General features: G+C 34.9%; 27 protein-coding genes. 3 read left to right on the top strand and 24 right to left on the bottom strand.

All coding sequences use genetic code 11. The annotated features are described in order from the left end of the window. Window positions 1-126: 126 nt before the first annotated feature. The 3 genes from ACE939_RS00465 (at window position 127) to ACE939_RS00455 (ending at window position 2699) form a co-directional block, all read left to right on the top strand. The gene (locus ACE939_RS00465) at window positions 127-558 is read left to right on the top strand and encodes a hypothetical protein (RefSeq protein WP_378186805.1); all 432 of its coding nucleotides are present in this window, start codon (window positions 127-129) and stop codon (window positions 556-558) included. Window positions 559-570: 12 nt separating this feature from the next. Beyond that, entirely contained in the window at window positions 571-1998 is a 1428-nt protein-coding gene (locus ACE939_RS00460; protein ID WP_378186804.1) for an SDR family oxidoreductase, read from the top strand. A 74-nt stretch (window positions 1999-2072) separates the two neighbouring features. Further along, on the top strand, window positions 2073-2699 hold the full coding sequence (locus tag ACE939_RS00455; RefSeq protein ID WP_378186803.1) for a chromophore lyase CpcT/CpeT: 627 nt from the start codon (window positions 2073-2075) through the stop codon (window positions 2697-2699). 3 nt (window positions 2700-2702) lie between these two features. On the opposite strand, the gene ACE939_RS00450 is transcribed toward ACE939_RS00455, so the two are convergent. The 24 genes from ACE939_RS00450 to rplN all read right to left on the bottom strand — a co-directional run bounded on the left by ACE939_RS00450 (window position 2703) and on the right by rplN (window position 18310). Continuing rightward, on the bottom strand, window positions 2703-3116 hold the full coding sequence (locus ACE939_RS00450) for an RrF2 family transcriptional regulator (RefSeq protein WP_378186802.1): 414 nt from the start codon (window positions 3114-3116) through the stop codon (window positions 2703-2705). A gap of 10 nt (window positions 3117-3126) precedes the next feature. Further along, window positions 3127-4059 (bottom strand): citrulline utilization hydrolase CtlX, encoded by a 933-nt coding sequence (gene ctlX, locus ACE939_RS00445; RefSeq protein WP_378186801.1) that lies wholly within the window; start codon window positions 4057-4059, stop codon window positions 3127-3129. 8 nt (window positions 4060-4067) lie between these two features. After that, the gene (locus ACE939_RS00440; RefSeq protein WP_378186800.1) at window positions 4068-4982 is read right to left on the bottom strand and encodes a dimethylarginine dimethylaminohydrolase family protein; all 915 of its coding nucleotides are present in this window, start codon (window positions 4980-4982) and stop codon (window positions 4068-4070) included. Between the two features lie 178 nt (window positions 4983-5160). Beyond that, window positions 5161-6447 carry a citrate synthase gene (locus tag ACE939_RS00435; RefSeq protein WP_378186799.1) on the bottom strand — a complete coding sequence of 429 codons (1287 nt, stop codon included), beginning with the start codon at window positions 6445-6447 and terminating at the stop codon, window positions 5161-5163. Window positions 6448-6623: 176 nt separating this feature from the next. Next, window positions 6624-7913 (bottom strand): phosphopyruvate hydratase, encoded by a 1290-nt coding sequence (eno, locus tag ACE939_RS00430; protein WP_378186798.1) that lies wholly within the window; start codon window positions 7911-7913, stop codon window positions 6624-6626. A 170-nt stretch (window positions 7914-8083) separates the two neighbouring features. Further along, complete coding sequence (gene carA, locus ACE939_RS00425) at window positions 8084-9199, bottom strand: glutamine-hydrolyzing carbamoyl-phosphate synthase small subunit (RefSeq protein WP_378186797.1); 1116 nt, start codon at window positions 9197-9199, stop codon at window positions 8084-8086. Window positions 9200-9324: 125 nt separating this feature from the next. After that, window positions 9325-9801 carry a 50S ribosomal protein L17 gene (rplQ, locus tag ACE939_RS00420; RefSeq protein WP_378186796.1) on the bottom strand — a complete coding sequence of 159 codons (477 nt, stop codon included), beginning with the start codon at window positions 9799-9801 and terminating at the stop codon, window positions 9325-9327. 60 nt (window positions 9802-9861) lie between these two features. Next, window positions 9862-10854, bottom strand: a complete 993-nt coding sequence (locus ACE939_RS00415; RefSeq protein ID WP_378186795.1) for a DNA-directed RNA polymerase subunit alpha — start codon at window positions 10852-10854, stop codon at window positions 9862-9864. A 23-nt stretch (window positions 10855-10877) separates the two neighbouring features. Further along, window positions 10878-11483 carry a 30S ribosomal protein S4 gene (gene rpsD / locus ACE939_RS00410; protein ID WP_378186794.1) on the bottom strand — a complete coding sequence of 202 codons (606 nt, stop codon included), beginning with the start codon at window positions 11481-11483 and terminating at the stop codon, window positions 10878-10880. A gap of 165 nt (window positions 11484-11648) precedes the next feature. Beyond that, window positions 11649-12032, bottom strand: coding sequence for a 30S ribosomal protein S11 (gene rpsK / locus ACE939_RS00405; protein WP_148782620.1), 384 nt, complete (start codon window positions 12030-12032; stop codon window positions 11649-11651). A gap of 8 nt (window positions 12033-12040) precedes the next feature. Next, window positions 12041-12415, bottom strand: a complete 375-nt coding sequence (rpsM, locus tag ACE939_RS00400) for a 30S ribosomal protein S13 (RefSeq protein ID WP_378186793.1) — start codon at window positions 12413-12415, stop codon at window positions 12041-12043. A gap of 2 nt (window positions 12416-12417) precedes the next feature. Further along, on the bottom strand, window positions 12418-12534 hold the full coding sequence (gene ykgO, locus ACE939_RS00395) for a type B 50S ribosomal protein L36 (RefSeq protein WP_013621733.1): 117 nt from the start codon (window positions 12532-12534) through the stop codon (window positions 12418-12420). A 113-nt stretch (window positions 12535-12647) separates the two neighbouring features. Then, window positions 12648-12863: a translation initiation factor IF-1 gene (gene infA / locus ACE939_RS00390; RefSeq protein ID WP_010181908.1), complete on the bottom strand. Its 216-nt coding sequence runs from the start codon at window positions 12861-12863 to the stop codon at window positions 12648-12650. Beyond that, the gene (gene secY / locus ACE939_RS00385; protein WP_378186792.1) at window positions 12863-14200 is read right to left on the bottom strand and encodes a preprotein translocase subunit SecY; all 1338 of its coding nucleotides are present in this window, start codon (window positions 14198-14200) and stop codon (window positions 12863-12865) included. Before secY ends, infA begins: the two co-directional genes overlap by 1 nt. 10 nt (window positions 14201-14210) lie before the next feature. Next, on the bottom strand, window positions 14211-14663 hold the full coding sequence (gene rplO / locus ACE939_RS00380; protein ID WP_378186791.1) for a 50S ribosomal protein L15: 453 nt from the start codon (window positions 14661-14663) through the stop codon (window positions 14211-14213). 9 nt (window positions 14664-14672) lie between these two features. After that, window positions 14673-14852 carry a 50S ribosomal protein L30 gene (rpmD, locus tag ACE939_RS00375; protein ID WP_378186790.1) on the bottom strand — a complete coding sequence of 60 codons (180 nt, stop codon included), beginning with the start codon at window positions 14850-14852 and terminating at the stop codon, window positions 14673-14675. An 11-nt stretch (window positions 14853-14863) separates the two neighbouring features. Continuing rightward, complete coding sequence (rpsE, locus tag ACE939_RS00370; RefSeq protein ID WP_148782615.1) at window positions 14864-15388, bottom strand: 30S ribosomal protein S5; 525 nt, start codon at window positions 15386-15388, stop codon at window positions 14864-14866. Window positions 15389-15394: 6 nt separating this feature from the next. Beyond that, window positions 15395-15751, bottom strand: coding sequence for a 50S ribosomal protein L18 (rplR, locus tag ACE939_RS00365; protein WP_378186789.1), 357 nt, complete (start codon window positions 15749-15751; stop codon window positions 15395-15397). Between the two features lie 10 nt (window positions 15752-15761). Then, window positions 15762-16304: a 50S ribosomal protein L6 gene (gene rplF / locus ACE939_RS00360; protein ID WP_378186788.1), complete on the bottom strand. Its 543-nt coding sequence runs from the start codon at window positions 16302-16304 to the stop codon at window positions 15762-15764. 20 nt (window positions 16305-16324) lie between these two features. Further along, window positions 16325-16723, bottom strand: a complete 399-nt coding sequence (rpsH, locus tag ACE939_RS00355; RefSeq protein ID WP_378186787.1) for a 30S ribosomal protein S8 — start codon at window positions 16721-16723, stop codon at window positions 16325-16327. A gap of 70 nt (window positions 16724-16793) precedes the next feature. Then, window positions 16794-17063 carry a 30S ribosomal protein S14 gene (gene rpsN / locus ACE939_RS00350; protein WP_148782611.1) on the bottom strand — a complete coding sequence of 90 codons (270 nt, stop codon included), beginning with the start codon at window positions 17061-17063 and terminating at the stop codon, window positions 16794-16796. Window positions 17064-17065: 2 nt separating this feature from the next. Then, window positions 17066-17617, bottom strand: a complete 552-nt coding sequence (gene rplE / locus ACE939_RS00345; RefSeq protein ID WP_378186786.1) for a 50S ribosomal protein L5 — start codon at window positions 17615-17617, stop codon at window positions 17066-17068. A gap of 2 nt (window positions 17618-17619) precedes the next feature. Next, window positions 17620-17928, bottom strand: a complete 309-nt coding sequence (gene rplX, locus ACE939_RS00340; RefSeq protein WP_378186785.1) for a 50S ribosomal protein L24 — start codon at window positions 17926-17928, stop codon at window positions 17620-17622. Between the two features lie 13 nt (window positions 17929-17941). Then, the gene (gene rplN / locus ACE939_RS00335; RefSeq protein ID WP_378186784.1) at window positions 17942-18310 is read right to left on the bottom strand and encodes a 50S ribosomal protein L14; all 369 of its coding nucleotides are present in this window, start codon (window positions 18308-18310) and stop codon (window positions 17942-17944) included. Window position 18311: the final 1 nt, after the last annotated feature.

The following is an 18311-nucleotide window of genomic DNA, read 5'->3' as shown; positions in this document are numbered from 1 at the left end:
TCGCTTTGCTAATTAATCTACTCTTTTAATATGACAATTATAATCTAAAAATTAATCAGCAAAGATAAAAGAAATAATATGCTATCGCTATAAGAATTAGTGTCAATTCCCTATCTTGTAATAAAAATGTTGATTACAACCTCTTATAATGATGCTGAAGTAAAAAGAATAATCAATAAAGAAGTTGGGAACCCTTTTACCTTAAAGGAACGTCTTAAACTTAAAGGAATTGGTTCTCCAAAACTTCATATTACCGAAGCAAGTATCCAAATTCATAATCTACTTCAAATCAATAACAGTTTAAACACCTGTAATATCGAACTTAGACCTGCGGGTATTATTTTAAATTTTAATGTACGTCTTGCGACCTATGCTTTAGTAATTCCCTTTTACAAATTATTAATTTACAAAGGAAAATCAGATGAATATTCTATCTATAGAGATAATTACTTTGTGAAAATTAGAGCAGGAATTCATGATAAAAAGGTGCACGCTTATATTAAAAAAATTATTAGCTTAAAATCTGATCAGCGTCCCACATCTATCCAAGATTTATAATATCAAAACACTATGCGTATACTTTTAACAGGTGCTAATGGATATATTGGCAGAAGATTATTATCAACTCTAATCGAAAAAGGTCATTATATAATTTGCTGTGTAAGGGATAAAAGTCGTTTTACATTCCCCAAAGAATACAATACTCACATCGAAGTCGTCGAAATTGACTTTTTAGAAGATCCTATACCCAATCGTTTACCCAAAACTATCGATGTTACCTATTATTTAATTCATTCAATGAGTTCTTCTACATCAGACTTTGATAAACAAGAGGAAATATCAGCTCGTAATTTTAATATTTATTTAAAGCAAACCTATGTAAAACAGGTAATTTATTTGAGTGGAATTGTAAATGAAAAAAACCTATCAAAACATCTCTGGTCAAGAAAAAATGTCGAAACAATTTTATATGAAGCCTCTTATAATCTAACCGTTTTACGATCTGGAATTATTGTGGGTTCTGGAAGTTCCTCATTTGAGATTATTAGAGATTTATGTGAGAAGCTACCCCTTATGATTACACCAAAATGGGTTAATACAAAAACTCAGCCAATTGCAATAAGAGATGTCCTTACATTTATGACCGGAGTCTTGCTCAATGAAAAATGTTATAATCAATCTTTTGATATCAGTGGCCCTGATATTTTAACCTATAAAGAAATGCTCCAGATTTACGCAAAGTCCAGAGCAATTAATCTCACAATTATTACAGTACCTGTAATGACGCCAAAACTATCTTCATATTGGTTATATTTTGTCACCTCTACTTCCTATAAACTAGCCTTAAATCTGGTTGATAGTATGCGAATACCAGTCATCGCAAAAGATAAAAGACTACAAACTATTCTTAACATCCAGCCCATATCTTATAAAAGAGCATTAGAACTAGCATTTACAAAAATTGAACAAAATCAAGTTGTATCCAGTTGGAAGGATTCGATGATAAGCGGAAGATTCAAAGAAGATCTTCAAAAATATATTACAGTCCCAACGCATGGGTGTTTAAAAGACAAGAAACAGTTAAAAGTCAAAAATCCTGACAAAGTTTTGCAACGCATCTGGAGTATCGGAGGCAATACGGGATGGTATTATGGCAATTGGATGTGGAAATTGAGAGGATATGTCGACAAACTAGTTGGGGGTGTTGGTCTACGACGCGGCAGAACGCATCAACAAATTATCCATTCTGGAGACGCTTTGGACTTTTGGCGAGTTTTGGTTGCAGACAAAAAGAATAAAAGATTATTGTTATTTGCCGAGATGCGAGTTCCTGGTGAGGCGTGGTTGGAGTTTGAAATAAAAGAAAACAACATACTCTATCAAACTGCCACTTTTAGGCCCAAAGGTATCTGGGGGCGAATATATTGGTATACTATGGTTCCCTTTCATTATTTTATCTTTGGAGGCATGATAAAAAAAATTGTTAATAATTCATAAAATAAAATCGGTGAAGTGATAATTTTTATCGGTAAATTACGGTTTCTGCGTAATACTCTGTTTTATCACCATTTATGAGTAAAAAAATTAATTTATCTGTATTATTTTTGGCTGTATGCACTAGTTGCATTTCGCCAAAATCTAGCGATATAGAGCTTCAAAAATTTTCTTCACTATTTATTGGAAGTTTTAGTACTCAAGAACAAGCACTAAACGACTCTTCTTACAGATCAATTAATTTGGAAGTTCATCCAATTTGGGAAAATAAATCAGGTCACTGGATGTTTGCAGAATGGGTTGAAAATAATGATACTTCAAAAATCATTCAACGTCGTATTATCCAGCTCAAAAGATTAGACAGCGCTAACATTATAAGTAAACTTTATAAATTGCCCGTAGCCTCAGAAAAACTAAATTCAGAGCAAATTGTAACTCACATAGATAATAATTATGATGAGGAACACCTATTACTTAGACACGGTTGTGATATTAATTACACAAAGCAAACTTCTAATATTTATGTAGGTAAAACAAATCCAAGCTCATGTAAAAGTCAGGCATCTGGTATAGCATATATTACCAGTCAAATAATAATCAGCACCAACCGATTTACAGAATGGACAAGAGGGTTTGACACTAAAGGAAAACAAGTATGGGGAAAAATAAAAGGTCCTTATCAATACAAACGAATACAAGATTAGGTATTACCCCTTGACATAATCTGCAATCGTTTTATCTTCCAAAACACTTAAAGTTTTGTCTCGTACTTCTATCATTAACGCATGTACAGCACAAGCTTCTTCATCAGGACAATCTGCACATCGTTCGTAAAAATTAAGACTTACACAAGGAACCATTGCTATGGGACCCTCTAAAATCCTAATAACGCTTGCCATGGTAATATCTTCTGGTGATTTGATTAGGTAATACCCTCCTCCCTTACCTTTTTTTGAACCTAAAAGCCCATTCTTTCGTAATGTGAGTAAAATGCTTTCTAAAAATTTTTGTGAAATATTTTCATTTTCAGCTATTTCTGAAATTAACACAGGCTTATTGCATTGCTTACGTGCAATATAAGTAAGTGCTTTGAGTCCGTATTTAGTTTTTTTAGAAAGCATTTTTATTTGTTTACTCCTTCGGAAGAAATACTTCAGCCATCATACATCTTGCACTACCTCCGCCTAAAGTTTCGATAGTCTCTAAATCGCTATGTAAAATATCACAGTGCTTTTTAATGGCTAGAAGTTGAGTTTCTGTCAAGGTTGAATATGCAGATGTAGACATGATTAACAAACGTTTCTCATTTGCTCCTAATACTTGTAATACATTTCCAGCAAAATTACTTACCTGCTCCTCGGTAATCTTAATTATTTCCTTATGATCACTTTTTAAAAAAGAGATAACATTTTTCTTTTCTTTTTTATCGTCAATAGCATCTAGGCAAACTAATGCAAAAGTTTCTGCAATACCCATCATAACATTGGTATGGTATATTGGCAACCTCTTCCCATCTACGGTTTGGTATGCAGTAAATATTACGGGTGTGTACTCAAAGTCCTCACAAAACTCTATTAAAAGCTCTTCATCGGCACGAGGCGATAACGCACAATATGCTTTACGACCCACGCGATCTAACACTAGGCTGCCTGTACCTTCAAGAAACACATCTTGCTCTTCGGCACTTGTATAATCCATTACATTATCTATCCTAAAGCCCAGAGACTCTATAGTATCCAATACTTCGGGACGACGTTCTCTACGACGATTTGGAGCAAACATTGGATACAATCCAACGGTTCCGTCTTCATGAAAAGAAATCCAATTATTCGGAAAAATAGAATCTGGAGTATCCAATTTCTCATCATCATTTATTACTATTACATGTACCCCCGCAGCTTTAAGTTTACTAACAAACATATCAAACTCCCGTTGTGCTTTAGTATTTGCAGTCTCAGGAATGATATTTAGGTCTTCTTGGTAGTAATTATTTACAGCAGTTTGTTCATTCATTCTAAATTGAACTGGCCGTATCATTAACAAAGTATTTGTAACTTGTCTCATAACTGTTTTTAATCACGTATTAAAGGAAGAGTTGAACATCTTAACAGGCCTTCTTGTTTTGCTATTTCTGAATAAGGAACCTCTTCTACAGTGATTTTATTGCTACGTAACCAATCGTTTAATCGATTAAATTTACGCTCGGATATAACAACATCTTCGGCTATAGAAAAGATATTTGAATTCATATGATACATTTCGTTTTTATCGATATGAAATAGATTATCGAATCCAAAAAGATCTACTAAAAACTCATACTCTTCAATATTTCTAAATCCTTGCTTATGAATAATAGCTTTATTTTTTCCTACTGGTTGAAAGCAACAATCTAGATGCAAAGCATTATCCCGTGGATCTGTCATAGATTTGTTCAAATCAAATGCTTTCACCTTTTTTTGGGGAAAGAGGGAAGCTATATACTCTACACCCTCCATATTGGTCCTTGCAACAATACAATCGCTATAATCATCTGCAAGATATGTTCCTACAAAAATGTAATCATTATGAACCATAATATCTCCTCCCTCAAAATGAATAGTATCTAAGGAAGCCTTATGAACTTTTTCTGGATCTATGGTATTAATAACATGTTGTATAGCATCAATTTCTTTTTCTCTATCAGGAAGAATATTTGCTTTTATAAATTGATCTTCGATTACCAAACCAATATCTCTCGTAAAAATTTGATTATAATTTTGAATTATCTCTGGTCGAAATACCTCTACATCATACTTTTTTAAAACTTTAGCAACGCACTCTATCTCATACACCATATCCTTTTCTGCTGGATATGTACCTGCTTGGATATGCTCTATCGATTTGGGGTCATATGCTTCATCGAGCGTTGGCATACCCCCATTATTTATTGCAGTACCTAAGATTACAGCGCGTAATCTTGAGGTCTCATTTTGAATATTTAATTTCAAACGAAAATGTTTTTATAATGTACACTACTTTACTATTAATTTATAATATGTCAAAAATAAATAGTCTCTGACGTATAATCCTCAAAAATATTTAAATTTATTAAGGTATTATCAAAATCAGAGACTATCAATACTTGTAATACAAATTCTAAATGAATTTGTTGTAGATTTTAAAAACCTATCGTTCGGCAATTGTTTTAAAGACACGCTCGGTTTCTCCAATATAAATTTGTCTTGGACGACCTATTGGCTCTTTTCTCAAACGCATTTCTCTCCATTGTGCAATCCATCCAGGCAACCTTCCTAAGGCAAACATAACAGTAAACATCTCGGTTGGTATATCTAATGCTCGGTAAATAATTCCAGAATAAAAGTCTACATTAGGATATAATTTACGTTTTACAAAATAATCATCTTCAAGTGCTACTGAGGCTAATCCTTTTGCGATATCTAATACAGGATCGTCTATTCCCAAATCTCCTAAAACTTCCTCTGCAGATTTCTTGATAATTTTTGCTCTTGGATCAAAGTTCTTATACACTCTATGACCAAAGCCCATAAGTCTAAAAGCATCATCTTTATCCTTTGCTTTATTGACATACTTTGCTGTATCACCACCGTCGGCTTTTATAGCTTCTAACATTTCTATAACCGCTTGATTAGCGCCTCCATGTAATGGACCCCATAGTGCAGAGATACCTGCAGAAAGTGATGCAAATAATCCTGCATGCGATGACCCCGCTATTCTCACAGTTGATGTAGAACAATTCTGCTCATGATCTGCATGCAAAATAAGAAGTTTATCTAATGCGTCATTTACAACCTTATTAGGCTCATAAGCTTTATTTGGTCTAGAGAACATCATTTTATGTAAGTTCTCAACATAACCTAAGGAGTTGTCACCATAATCTAATGGCAAGCTCTTCCTCTTTCTCATAGTCCAAGCAGCTAAAACTGGAAACTTAGCCATGATTTTAACGATTGCATTATACATTGCTTCATCAGAATCAACGTCTACAGAACTTGGGTTGAAAGCAACTAGTGCACTGGTTAATGAAGAAAGGACTCCCATAGGATGTGCGCTTTTTGGAAAGCCATCCAAAATCTTCTTCATATCCTCATCTACATGAGATTCTTCTTTAATATCCTTATCAAATTTAGCTAATTGTTCTTTATTAGGAAGTTCTCCAAAGATTAACAGATAGGCTACCTCAAGAAAATCAGCTTTCTCTGCTAACTCTTCAATAGCATATCCACGGTATCTTAAGACACCTTTCTCTCCATCCAGAAAAGTAATTGCACTCTCACAACTACTTGTATTTTTAAATCCTGGATCTAACGTAGTAACTCCACCAGTTACACTACGAAGCGTTTTAATATCGATTCCCAATTCATTTTCCGTTCCTTTGATAATTGGAAACTCATATGTATTGCCGTCGATCTCTAATCTAGCTATTTTTGACATGTGTTTTTTTAGAATTTTGCTGTTATAATAAAGGTTTGCTAAATTACAAAATATAGACTAAATAAGTCATTTTTCCAAGTATGAATTTGCGATTCTGAGAGTAATTTATTGCATTTATTCCAAAAAAAATAGGCCATTTCTACAAATGACCTATGTTTAGAGATATTTTTGACTATCTATTTTATTTTAAAGGCATTTTGTTTTGGATAATATGCTACATCTCCCAATTCTTCTTCGATACGTAGAAGCTGATTATATTTGGCCATACGATCACTTCTTGAAGCAGAACCTGTCTTGATCTGTCCTGTATTGAGGGCTACTGCTAAATCTGCAATCGTAGTATCTTCTGTTTCTCCAGACCGATGTGACATTACAGAAGTATATCCAGCATTGTGGGCCATATTAACCGCAGCAATCGTCTCGGTAAGCGTTCCTATTTGATTAACTTTAATTAGAATAGAATTTGCTGTATTATTCTCTATTCCTTTACTAAGTCGTTCTACATTTGTCACAAACAAATCATCACCTACCAACTGTACTTTGTCTCCGATTTTTGATGTTAGATATTTCCACCCTTCCCAATCATTTTCATCCATCCCATCTTCAATAGAAATTATAGGATATTTGTCGGACAACTCAGCTAAGTAGTCAGCTTGTTCTTGACTGGTTCTTATCTTACCAGAACTTCCTTCAAATTTAGTATAGTCATATTGTCCATCTACATAAAATTCTGCAGCAGCACAATCCAAAGCTATCATTATTTCATCTCCAAAAATATAACCTGCATTTTTTACCGCCAAGGCGATAGAATCTAGGGCATCTTCGGTCCCATCAAGTGTAGGTGCAAATCCACCTTCATCTCCAACCGCTGTACTTAATCCGCGATCATGCAACACTTTTTTGAGATGGTGAAATATCTCGGTACCCATTTGCATCGCCTGAGAAAAATTATCTGCTTTAACAGGCATTACCATAAATTCTTGAAAAGCGATAGGCGCATCACTATGCGAGCCCCCATTAATAATATTCATCATGGGTACCGGTAATGTATTAGCACTAACTCCACCGATATAACGGTATAATGGCAAGTTCAATTCATTCGCAGCTGCTTTTGCCACAGCTAATGATACCCCAAGGATAGCATTTGCTCCAAGATTGGATTTATTTGGTGTACCATCCAACTCTATCATTTTTGCATCAATAAGGTTTTGATCAAAAACAGAATAACCAAGAAGTGATTCGGCTATTGTTGAGTTTACATTTTGGATAGCTTTGCTAACACCTTTTCCCATAAAAGATGACCCGCCATCCCTTAGCTCTACGGCTTCATGTTCACCTGTAGAGGCTCCAGATGGTACAGCCGCTCTACCTAACGTACCATTTTCTGTTATAACATCTACTTCTACTGTTGGATTTCCTCTAGAATCCAGAATTTGTCTTGCGTGAATATTGATTATTATACTCATAAGTTTTAATATTGGTTGATGGATCAAATTGATAGGCAATATACAAAAGAGTGTTATTTTATAGCGTTATGGCACTTGATAACTTATAGCTAAAATTGGAACAAATCGCACAAGTTATTAACTATAACGTTTAAGCTAACTCTTTTACTTTACCATCTTTAAAATACAGGCTATTTTACAGATTCGTTTTCACTAATATTCTCAATAAACTGATCAAATAAATATGTAGCATCGTTTGGACCAGGTCCAGCTTCAGGATGATATTGAACAGAAAAGCAATTTTTATTTTTCATTCGCAATCCAGCAACTGTATGGTCATTAAGATGCACATGAGTGATTTCGACTTCAGGATTAGCCTCTGTTTGTTCTCGATTAACAGAGAATCCGTGATTTTGAGAGGTAATCTCACCTTTTCCTGTTATAAGATTTTTAACTGGATGATTGATTCCTCGATGACCATGGTGCATCTTATATGTAGCAATTCCACTTGCCAAAGCGATAATTTGATGCCCCAAGCAAATACCGAACAGGGGTAAGTTTCTTTCTATGATCTGCTTAGCGACATCTATAGCGTTTGTCAACGGATCAGGATCTCCAGGACCATTCGATAAAAAGTACCCATCTGGACCCCAAGCGCTCATCTCTTGAAAAGATGCAGAATGTGGAAAAACTTTGATATAGACATCTCGCTTCTCCAAATTACGTAAAATATTTTTCTTAATTCCTAGATCCATTGCAGCGACTTTATATGTAGCATTTGGATCACCATAAAAGTAGGCCTCTTTGGTTGAAACTTTTGATGCTAACTCCAATCCATCCATATTTGGAACTTCAGAAAGTTTTTTCTTTAACGCTTCAATATTATCAACATCTGTACTAATAACAGCATTCATAGCACCATTGTCTCTTATATAACTTACCAAAGCTCTTGTATCCACATCAGATATGGCTAATATACCGTAGGTTTCAAGAAACTCCTGCAAAGACTGATCTGCATTCTCTCTAGAATAATCATAGCTAAAATTCTTAACAATCAATCCAGATATTTTTACAGAATCGGATTCCATTTCTTCTTTAAAAGTTCCATAATTACCTATATGAGCATTGGTTGTGACCATAAGCTGACCAAAATAGGAAGGGTCTGTAAAAATCTCCTGATACCCAGTCATACCAGTATTAAAACAAACTTCACCGAAAGCACTTCCTTCTTTACCCACTGCTTTACCATAAAAAATTGTACCATCAGCCAATAAGAGAATGGCTTTTTTAAGAGATTGATATTTCATTACTATCAAGTTAAATTTAACCAACTACAAATATAGTTAGCTTATTTCGTAAAAATTAAATTAAAAAAAAAGGATAAACGTTGAACGCCTATCCTTTTTTCATTATGTGTTAACCACTTAATCATCTATTCTTCTTCAGAATTTGTAGTTTCGGATGTAGAAGCAGCAGGAGCTGTTTCGGTTTTCTTAGATCTACCTCTACGCGTTGATTTTTTCTTAGCAGGCTTACTAGCATTGTATAGCTCATTGTAATCTACCAACTCGATCATTGCCATATCTGCATTATCACCCAAACGATTTCCTAGTTTGATAATTCTAGTGTAACCTCCCGGACGATCACCAATTTTGGCTGCTACATCTCTAAATAATTCTGTAACAGTTTCCTTACTACGTAATTTACTAAAAACAAGTCGACGATTGTGCGTAGTATCTTCTTTTGATTTAGTAATCAAAGGTTCTACAAACTGCTTCAATGCTTTTGCTTTGGCTACTGTAGTATTAATTCTTTTATGTTCAATTAGGGAACAAGCCATATTTGAAAGCATTGCTTTACGATGTGCCGTCTTTCTACCTAAATGATTTATTTTTTTTCCGTGTCTCATGACATTTATTTTGAATCATCATCTTGCTACAACCCATTTTGAGGAGCAAATTATGATGGATTAATCTTTGTCTAATTTATATTTGGAAAGATCCATACCAAAGTTTAGACCTTTAACGTTTACTAACTCTTCTAACTCAGTTAAAGACTTTTTACCAAAATTTCTAAACTTCATTAAATCGTTCTTGTTGTACGAAACCAAATCGCCAAGGGTATCCACCTCTGCTGCTTTTAAACAATTAAGCGCACGTACAGATAAATCCATATCGATAAGCTTTGTTTTAAGCAACTGTCTCATATGAAGTGACTCTTCATCGTACGTTTCAGTTTGTGCAATCTCATCTGCTTCTAATGTTATTCTCTCATCAGAGAACAACATGAAATGATGGATTAAGATCTTAGCCGCCTCGGTTAAAGCATCTTTAGGATGAATAGAACCATCGGTAACAATCTCAAAAACTAATTTTTCATAATCCGTTTTTTGTTCTACACGATAGTTTTCGATACTATACTTCACGTTTTTAATAGGAGTATAGATAGAGTCTGTAAAGATTGTACCAATTGGTGCATTTGCTTTCTTATTCTCTTCAGCCGGAACATAACCTCTACCTTTCTCGATAGAAATCTCCATATTAAGAGATACCTTCTTGTCCATATTACAAATTACCAAGTCTGGATTAAGAACTTGGAAACCTGAGATAAACTTTTGAAAATCTCCTGCAGTTAACTGCTCTTGACCAGATATAGAAATAGTAACAGATTCGTTATCAATATCCTCTATTTGACGCTTAAAACGTACTTGCTTAAGATTTAAGATAATCTCGGTTACATCTTCTACAACTCCAGACAAAGTAGAGAATTCATGATCTACGCCTTCTAATCTTAAAGAAGTAATAGCGAATCCCTCTAAAGAAGATAGCAAAACTCTTCTCAAAGCGTTACCAACTGTTAAACCGTACCCTGGTTCTAATGGTCTGAATTCAAACTTACCATCAAACTCAGTCGAGTCGATCATGATAACTTTATCGGGCTTCTGAAAATTTAATATTGCCATGTTATTGTTTCTTCTATGAGTTATTACTTAGAATATAATTCGACGATGAATTGCTCGTTGATATTTTCAGGAATCTGAATTCTACCAGGAACAGATACAAAAGTACCCTGTTTAGTATCGTTATTAAAAGTAATCCACTCATATACCTTGCTCTGATTTGCAAGTGCATTTTGAATTACCTCTAAAGATTTAGACTTTTCACGAACACTTACAATATCACCAGGTTTCAATTGATAAGAAGGAATATTAACTAATCCACCATTAACGGTGATATGTCTATGCGATACTAATTGTCTTGCACCTCTACGAGAGTTAGCTAAGCCCATTCTAAACACTACGTTATCTAAACGTGATTCACATAATTGAAGAAGAACCTCACCCGTAATTCCTTGAGAACGGGTAGCTTTTTCAAACATATTACGAAACTGACGTTCTAAAATACCATAAGTATATTTAGCCTTTTGCTTTTCCATTAACTGGATAGCGTATTCACTTTTCTTACCTCTACGTCTGTTGTTACCATGTTGCCCAGGAGGGTAATTTCTTTTTTCGAAAGATTTATCATCTCCGAAGATCGCTTCACCAAACTTACGAGCGATTTTAGTTTTTGGACCAGTATATCTTGCCATTGTAATTAATTTAGTTAATGAGGTGATTATGAATTAAGGTCACTGTCCTTCGATAATCAAAACTCCCCTTTTCTTGATTTACTTAAAAGAATACTCAAAAGATTGAAGCATTCTAATTATTATATAGAGAAAACCGGAAACTAAAAGTTTCCGGATTCTTTGTACTTATACTCTACGTCTTTTTGGAGGACGACAGCCGTTATGTGGCATTGGAGTTACATCGATAATTTCTGTAACCTCAATTCCAGAATTGTGAATGGAACGAATCGCTGATTCTCTACCGTTACCAGGCCCTTTTACATACACCTTTACTTTCTTAAGACCCGCTTCTATAGCTACTTTCGCAGCATCCTCTGAAGCTAATTGAGCAGCATACGGAGTATTCTTTTTAGAACCTCTGAAACCCATTTTACCAGCTGAAGACCAAGAAATAACGTCTCCTTTTTTATTTGTAAGTGAAACGATGATATTGTTAAAAGAAGCAGTTACGTGAGCCTCACCAACAGATTCTACAATTACCTTACGTTTTTTTGAAGTTGACTTTGCCATACTACTTATTATTTAGTCGCTTTTTTCTTGTTAGCAACAGTTTTTCTTCTTCCTTTACGTGTTCTAGAGTTATTCTTAGTACGTTGACCTCTTAAAGGTAATCCAGATCTGTGACGTATACCGCGATAACATCCTATATCCATAAGACGTTTGATATTCACTTGCACTTCAGATCTTAACTCTCCTTCAATGGTATAGGCTCCTACAGCTTCACGAATACGACCAATTTGATCATCATCCCAGTCAGAAACTTTAATACTCTCATCTACTTTGGCAGTAGCTAATATTTCTTTAGCTCTACTTCTACCAACACCGAAGATATAGGTTAATGCTATAACTCCTCGCTTTTGTTTAGGTATATCTACCCCTGCAATTCTTGCCATAATTACCCTTGTCTTTGTTTAAATCTAGGATTCTTTTTATTAATTACGTAAAGTCGGCCTTTTCGACGCACAATTTTGCACTCGGCACTTCTCTTTTTTATTGATGCTCTAACTTTCATCCTTATTGTTTTTTGTTTCTGAAATATTAACTACTAATATTTCGATCGAAATCATTAACAAGATTTTTGAGCCTGCAAAAGTACACAAAAAATCTTAAATAACTAATTTTTAATTAGTATCGATATGTTATTCGAGCCTTAGATAAATCATAAGGACTCATTTCTAATTTTACTTTGTCACCTGGTAGCAATTTTATATAGTGCATACGCATTTTACCAGAGATATGAGCTGTAACTACATGACCATTCTCTAGTTCTACACGAAACATCGCATTTGATAACGCTTCAATAATACTACCATCCTGTTCTATTGCTGGTTGTTTTGCCATTATGCTACTGCTTTTCTGTTTTTACCAGTTTTCATTAAACCATCATAGTGTCTATTCAATAAATATGAATTAACCTGTTGCATTGTATCAATAGCAACACCTACCATAATCAGTAAAGAAGTTCCTCCAAAAAATAACGCCCATCCTTGTTGAACATTTAACAATTTAACTGCGATTGCAGGAAAAACTGCAATTAAAGCTAGAAAGATGGATCCTGGAAGTGTTATTTGTGACATAATTTTATCAAGATACTCTCCTGTTTCTCCACCAGGTCTAATCCCAGGAATAAAACCACCACTTCTCTTGAGGTCGTCTGCCATCTTATTAGTAGGCACAGTAATAGCTGTATAAAAATATGTGAAAATTATAATTAACACAGCAAACAACACATTATACCACAACCCAAATATATCACTAAACGCAGCTGCGACACCTTGTGAGGTTTCAGAATCAGATAAACCAGCTACTGCAGCAGGTATAAACATAATAGCCTGTGCGAATATTATTGGCATAACCCCTGATGCGTTAAGCTTAAGCGGAATATATTGGCGTGAACCAAACACATTTTTTTCGTAACCACCACCAGCAGTACGTCTCGCATATTGTACTGGTATTTGACGAACTGCCATTACCAATAAGACTGATGCCATTATAATCGCAAACCAAATTACCAACTCTATAAGCACCATAATCATTCCACCAGTATCTCCAGAAACTCTAGAAGAAAAATTCTGTACAAAAGACTGAGGTAACGTAGCTATAATACCCACCATTATTAATAGTGAAATACCATTCCCGATACCTTTATCAGTAATTTTTTCACCTAACCACATAGCAAAAATACACCCTGTAGTTAAAATAATTACTGATGATACAACAAAAACAGTTTGATTTGGAAGCACAAAGGCCTCTGCTGGTAAAGTTGCGAACAAGTTGTAAATATAGCCAGGACCCTGAACAAGTGTAATAGCTATAGTCAACCAACGTGTTATTTGATTGATTTTTTTTCGACCACTTTCGCCTTCTTTTTGAAGCTTTTGAAGATACGGTATCGCAATACCCATCAATTGTACAACAATAGAGGCCGAAATGTAAGGCATTATACCTAATGCAAAAACAGATGCATTAGAAAATGCACCACCTGTAAAAGCATTCAACAGACCAAGTAAACCTTGATCTGTCTGTGAAGCCAAATTTGATAATTGAGAAGCATCTACACCTGGAAGAACTACTTGTGCACCAAAACGATAGACTAATAATAATCCAAGAGTAACCAGAATTCTATTCCTAAGCTCCTCTATTTTCCAAATATTTTTTATTGTATCAATGAATTTCATGAATTGTTTATTAAAGGGTTACTGCCTCACCACCAGCAGCTTCGATAGCAGCTTTTGCAGTGGCTGTAAATTTGTGAGCTGAGACTTTCAACTTCGCCTTCAATTCACCTCTTCCCAGTATTTTAACTAAATCATTTTTTCCTACCAAACGGTTATCAAAAAGAACTTCTAAATCAACCGAATCCTTAAATTTACCAGCATCTACATAAGCTTGTAATGTATCCAAGTTGATTCCTTGATATTCTTTTCTATTGATATTAGTAAAACCGAATTTTGGAACACGTCTTTGCAATGGCATCTGCCCTCCTTCAAATCCAATTTTCTTGGAGTATCCAGAACGAGATTTTGCCCCTTTATGACCACGAGTAGCGGTTCCACCTTTACCAGAACCCTGTCCGCGACCTACGCGCTTGCTGTTATTTTTTACTGAACCTGCAGCAGGTTTTAAGTTACTTAAATCCATGTGCTTATATTATTTTGTTTCTGTAGAAACTAAATGTTTAACTTTATTTACCATCCCAAGGATATTAGGAGTGTCGTCATGCTCCACTACCTGGCCGATCTTTTTAAGACCTAAAGCCTCAAGAGTTCTCTTTTGTCTCTGAGTACGATTTATCGCACTTCTTACTTTAGTAATTTTAATCTTTGCCATCGTCCTAATATTTAACCTTTAAACACTTTATCAAGTGATACTCCACGTTGACGTGCTACTTGTTCTGCATTACGCAATTGTAACAATGCATCAAACGTTGCCTTAACCACATTATGTGGATTAGAAGATCCTTGGTTTTTTGAAAGTACATCATGCACACCTACAGCCTCTAATACTGCACGTATTGCACCACCTGCGATTACTCCGGTACCTGTTGCTGCAGGCATCAATAAGACACGTGCACCACCATATTTACCTTTTTGCTCATGTGGTAAAGTTCCTTTAGTTAAAGGAATACGTACTAAGTTTTTCTTTGCATCTTCTACTGCTTTTGCAATAGCTTCTGCTACTTCTTTAGATTTACCTAGACCGTGACCAACAACACCATTTTCATCTCCTACAACAACAATTGCAGAGAAACCAAAAGCTCTACCACCTTTAGTTACTTTGGTTACACGTTGAACACCAACTAAACGATCTTTTAGTTCAAGTCCACTTGGTTTTACTAATTCTGCGTTTTTATATTTTTGATACATAATTTCTTAGAATTTTAATCCTGCTTCTCTAGCTCCTTCTGCCAATGATTTTACTCTTCCGTGATATAAATAACCACCTCTATCGAAAGAAATAGTCTCTATACCAGCTTTCACAGCTTTTTCAGCAAGTGCTTTACCAACCAAGTTCGCTTTTTCTATTTTATTTCCAGATGCCGAAGCAATGTCTTTATCTCTTGATGAAGCAGCAACCATAGTTACACCGGTTACATCATCTACAATTTGTGCGTAGATTTCTTTATTACTTCTATATACAGATAATCTAGGACGTTGTTCTGTACCGCTAACCGTTCCACGGATGCGTTTTCTTATTTTTGCTCTTCTTAAATCTTTTGAGAATGCCATACCTTAATGATTATGCAGATTTACCTGCTTTTCTTCTTAATTGTTCTCCTACAAATTTAATTCCTTTTCCTTTATATGGTTCTGGCTTACGGAATGCTCTAATTTTTGCAGCAACCTGGCCTACCAATTGTTTGTCAAATGAACTTAATTTAATAATAGGATTCTTACCTTTTTCTGATACTGTTTCAACCTTTACTTCTGGCGCAAGGTCTATAACAATACTATGAGAGAATCCAAGAGCCAAATCTAACTTTTGCCCTTGATGTGTAGCTCTATAACCTACACCCACCAATTCTAATTCCTTGGTAAACCCTTCAGAAACTCCAATAATCATATTATTGATAAGCGATCTATATAATCCGTGTTTAGCTTTGTGATCTTTAATTTCACTAGGTCTCTCTAAGATTACTTGTCCTTCTTCAACTTTGATGTCAACACTATCAAAAGTCTGAGTAAGCTCTCCTAATTTTCCTTTAACAGTAACAACATTACCTGTCACATCAACCGTGACACCAGACGGAACAGTTACTGGATTTTTTCCTATTCTTGACATTTCTTTTGTCTTTTATACTGTTAATATACGTAGCAAAGTACTTCTCCTCCTACATTCTCTTGTTTAGCACTTTTACCGGTCATCACACCGTGAGATGTAGAAACGATTGCAATTCCTAATCCATTTAAAATTCTAGGAATTTCATTAGAACTAGCATATTTACGTAAACCAGGCTTACTGATTCTTTGCAAATCTTTAATTACAGGCTCTTTGGTAATCTTATCGTATTTTAACGCTATTTTGATTGTACCTTGAGCTGTAGTATCCTCAAATTTGTAACTTAAAATATATCCCTGATCGAATAATATTTTAGTGATTTCTTTTTTAACCTTTGATGCAGGAATCTCAACAACTCTGTGTTGAGCACTATTTGCATTACGAATTCTGGTTAAATAATCTGCTATAGGATCTGTATTCATTATATAAAATTTATGATCTTGGTTTTCGAACTTCTCTAGACGAACCTTAGACCAATTAATGTATTTGTTATTACCAACTAGCTTTGGTTACCCCAGGGATCAATCCTTGATTTGCCATTTCTCTAAACATAACTCGAGAAATACCAAATTGACGCATATAACCCTTAGGTCTTCCTGTTAATTTACATCTATTATGCTGACGAACAGGAGAAGCGTTTTTTGGTAATTTTTGTAATGCTTCATAATCACCAGCTTCTTTTAAAGCCTTACGTTTTTCAGCATATTTTTCAACCGTTTTAGTTCTTTTAACCTCACGGGCTTTCATTGATTCTTTAGCCATAATTAATTCTTTTTAAAAGGTAAACCTAGTTGTGTAAGCAATGATTTTGCTTCCTTATCAGTCGTAGCAGATGTTTCAAAAGTAATATTCATTCCTGAAATTTTATTTACTTTGTCAATATCAACTTCTGGAAAGATAATTTGTTCTAGAATTCCTAATGAGTAATTACCTCTTCCATCAAAACCAGTGGCTTTAATCCCGCTAAAGTCTCTAACTCGTGGTAAGGCTGAAGTGATCAAACGATCTAAAAATTCATACATTTGCTCTCCTCGCAACGTAACTTTTGCTCCAATAGGCATTCCTTTACGTAGTTTAAAAGAAGCAACATCCTTTTTGGAAATAGTTGCCACAGCTTTTTGACCTGAAATCATAGTCAACTCGTCCACTGCATGATCAATCAGTTTCTTATCTGCTACAGCTGCACCAACTCCTCTGCTTAAAACAATTTTTTTAAGCTTTGGAACTTGCATTACATTTGCGTAACTAAATTCTTCTGTAAGAGCTGACACGATTCTGTCATTATACTCTTGTTTTAATCTTGGAATATAAGCCATAACTATATTACTTCATTAGATTTTTTAGAAAATCTCACTTTCTTATCTCCTTCAATTCTATACCCAACTCTTGTAGTTTCTCCATTAGACAATAGAGACAAGTTTGAAATATGAATAGGTGCTTCTTGCTTCACAATTCCACCTTGTGGGTTTGCTGCACTAGGTTTCTGATGTTTTGAAACCATATTAACACCTTCTACAAGTACCTTGTTCTTATCTTTTAATACTTTTTGTACTTTTCCTTCCTGGCCTTTATTATCTCCAGCAATGACACGTACCGTATCTCCTGATTTAATTTTATGCTTTGTCATTTTATTTACAATTTTAAAGCACTTCCGGCGCTAATGAAACGATTTTCATGAATTGCTTATCACGAAGTTCTCTTGCGACTGGACCAAAAACACGCGTACCTCTCATTTCTCCTGCAGGGCTTAATAAAACACATGCATTATCATCGAAACGAATGTACGAACCGTCTGGTCTGCGCACTTCTTTTTTTGTACGTACAACAACTGCAGTTGAAACAGCTCCTTTTTTAACGTTACCGTTTGGAGTGGCTTCTTTTACACTGACAACTATCTTGTCACCTACAGAGGCGTATCTTCTTCCTGTACCACCTAAAACACGGATTACCAAAACTTCTTTTGCTCCAGTATTATCGGCTACTTTTAATCTAGACTCTTGTTGTAACATA

The sequence above is a fragment of the Aquimarina rhodophyticola genome (assembly GCF_042434915.1).
Taxonomy (GTDB): domain Bacteria; phylum Bacteroidota; class Bacteroidia; order Flavobacteriales; family Flavobacteriaceae; genus Aquimarina.
This window is presented reverse-complemented; position numbering and strand designations above follow the sequence as displayed.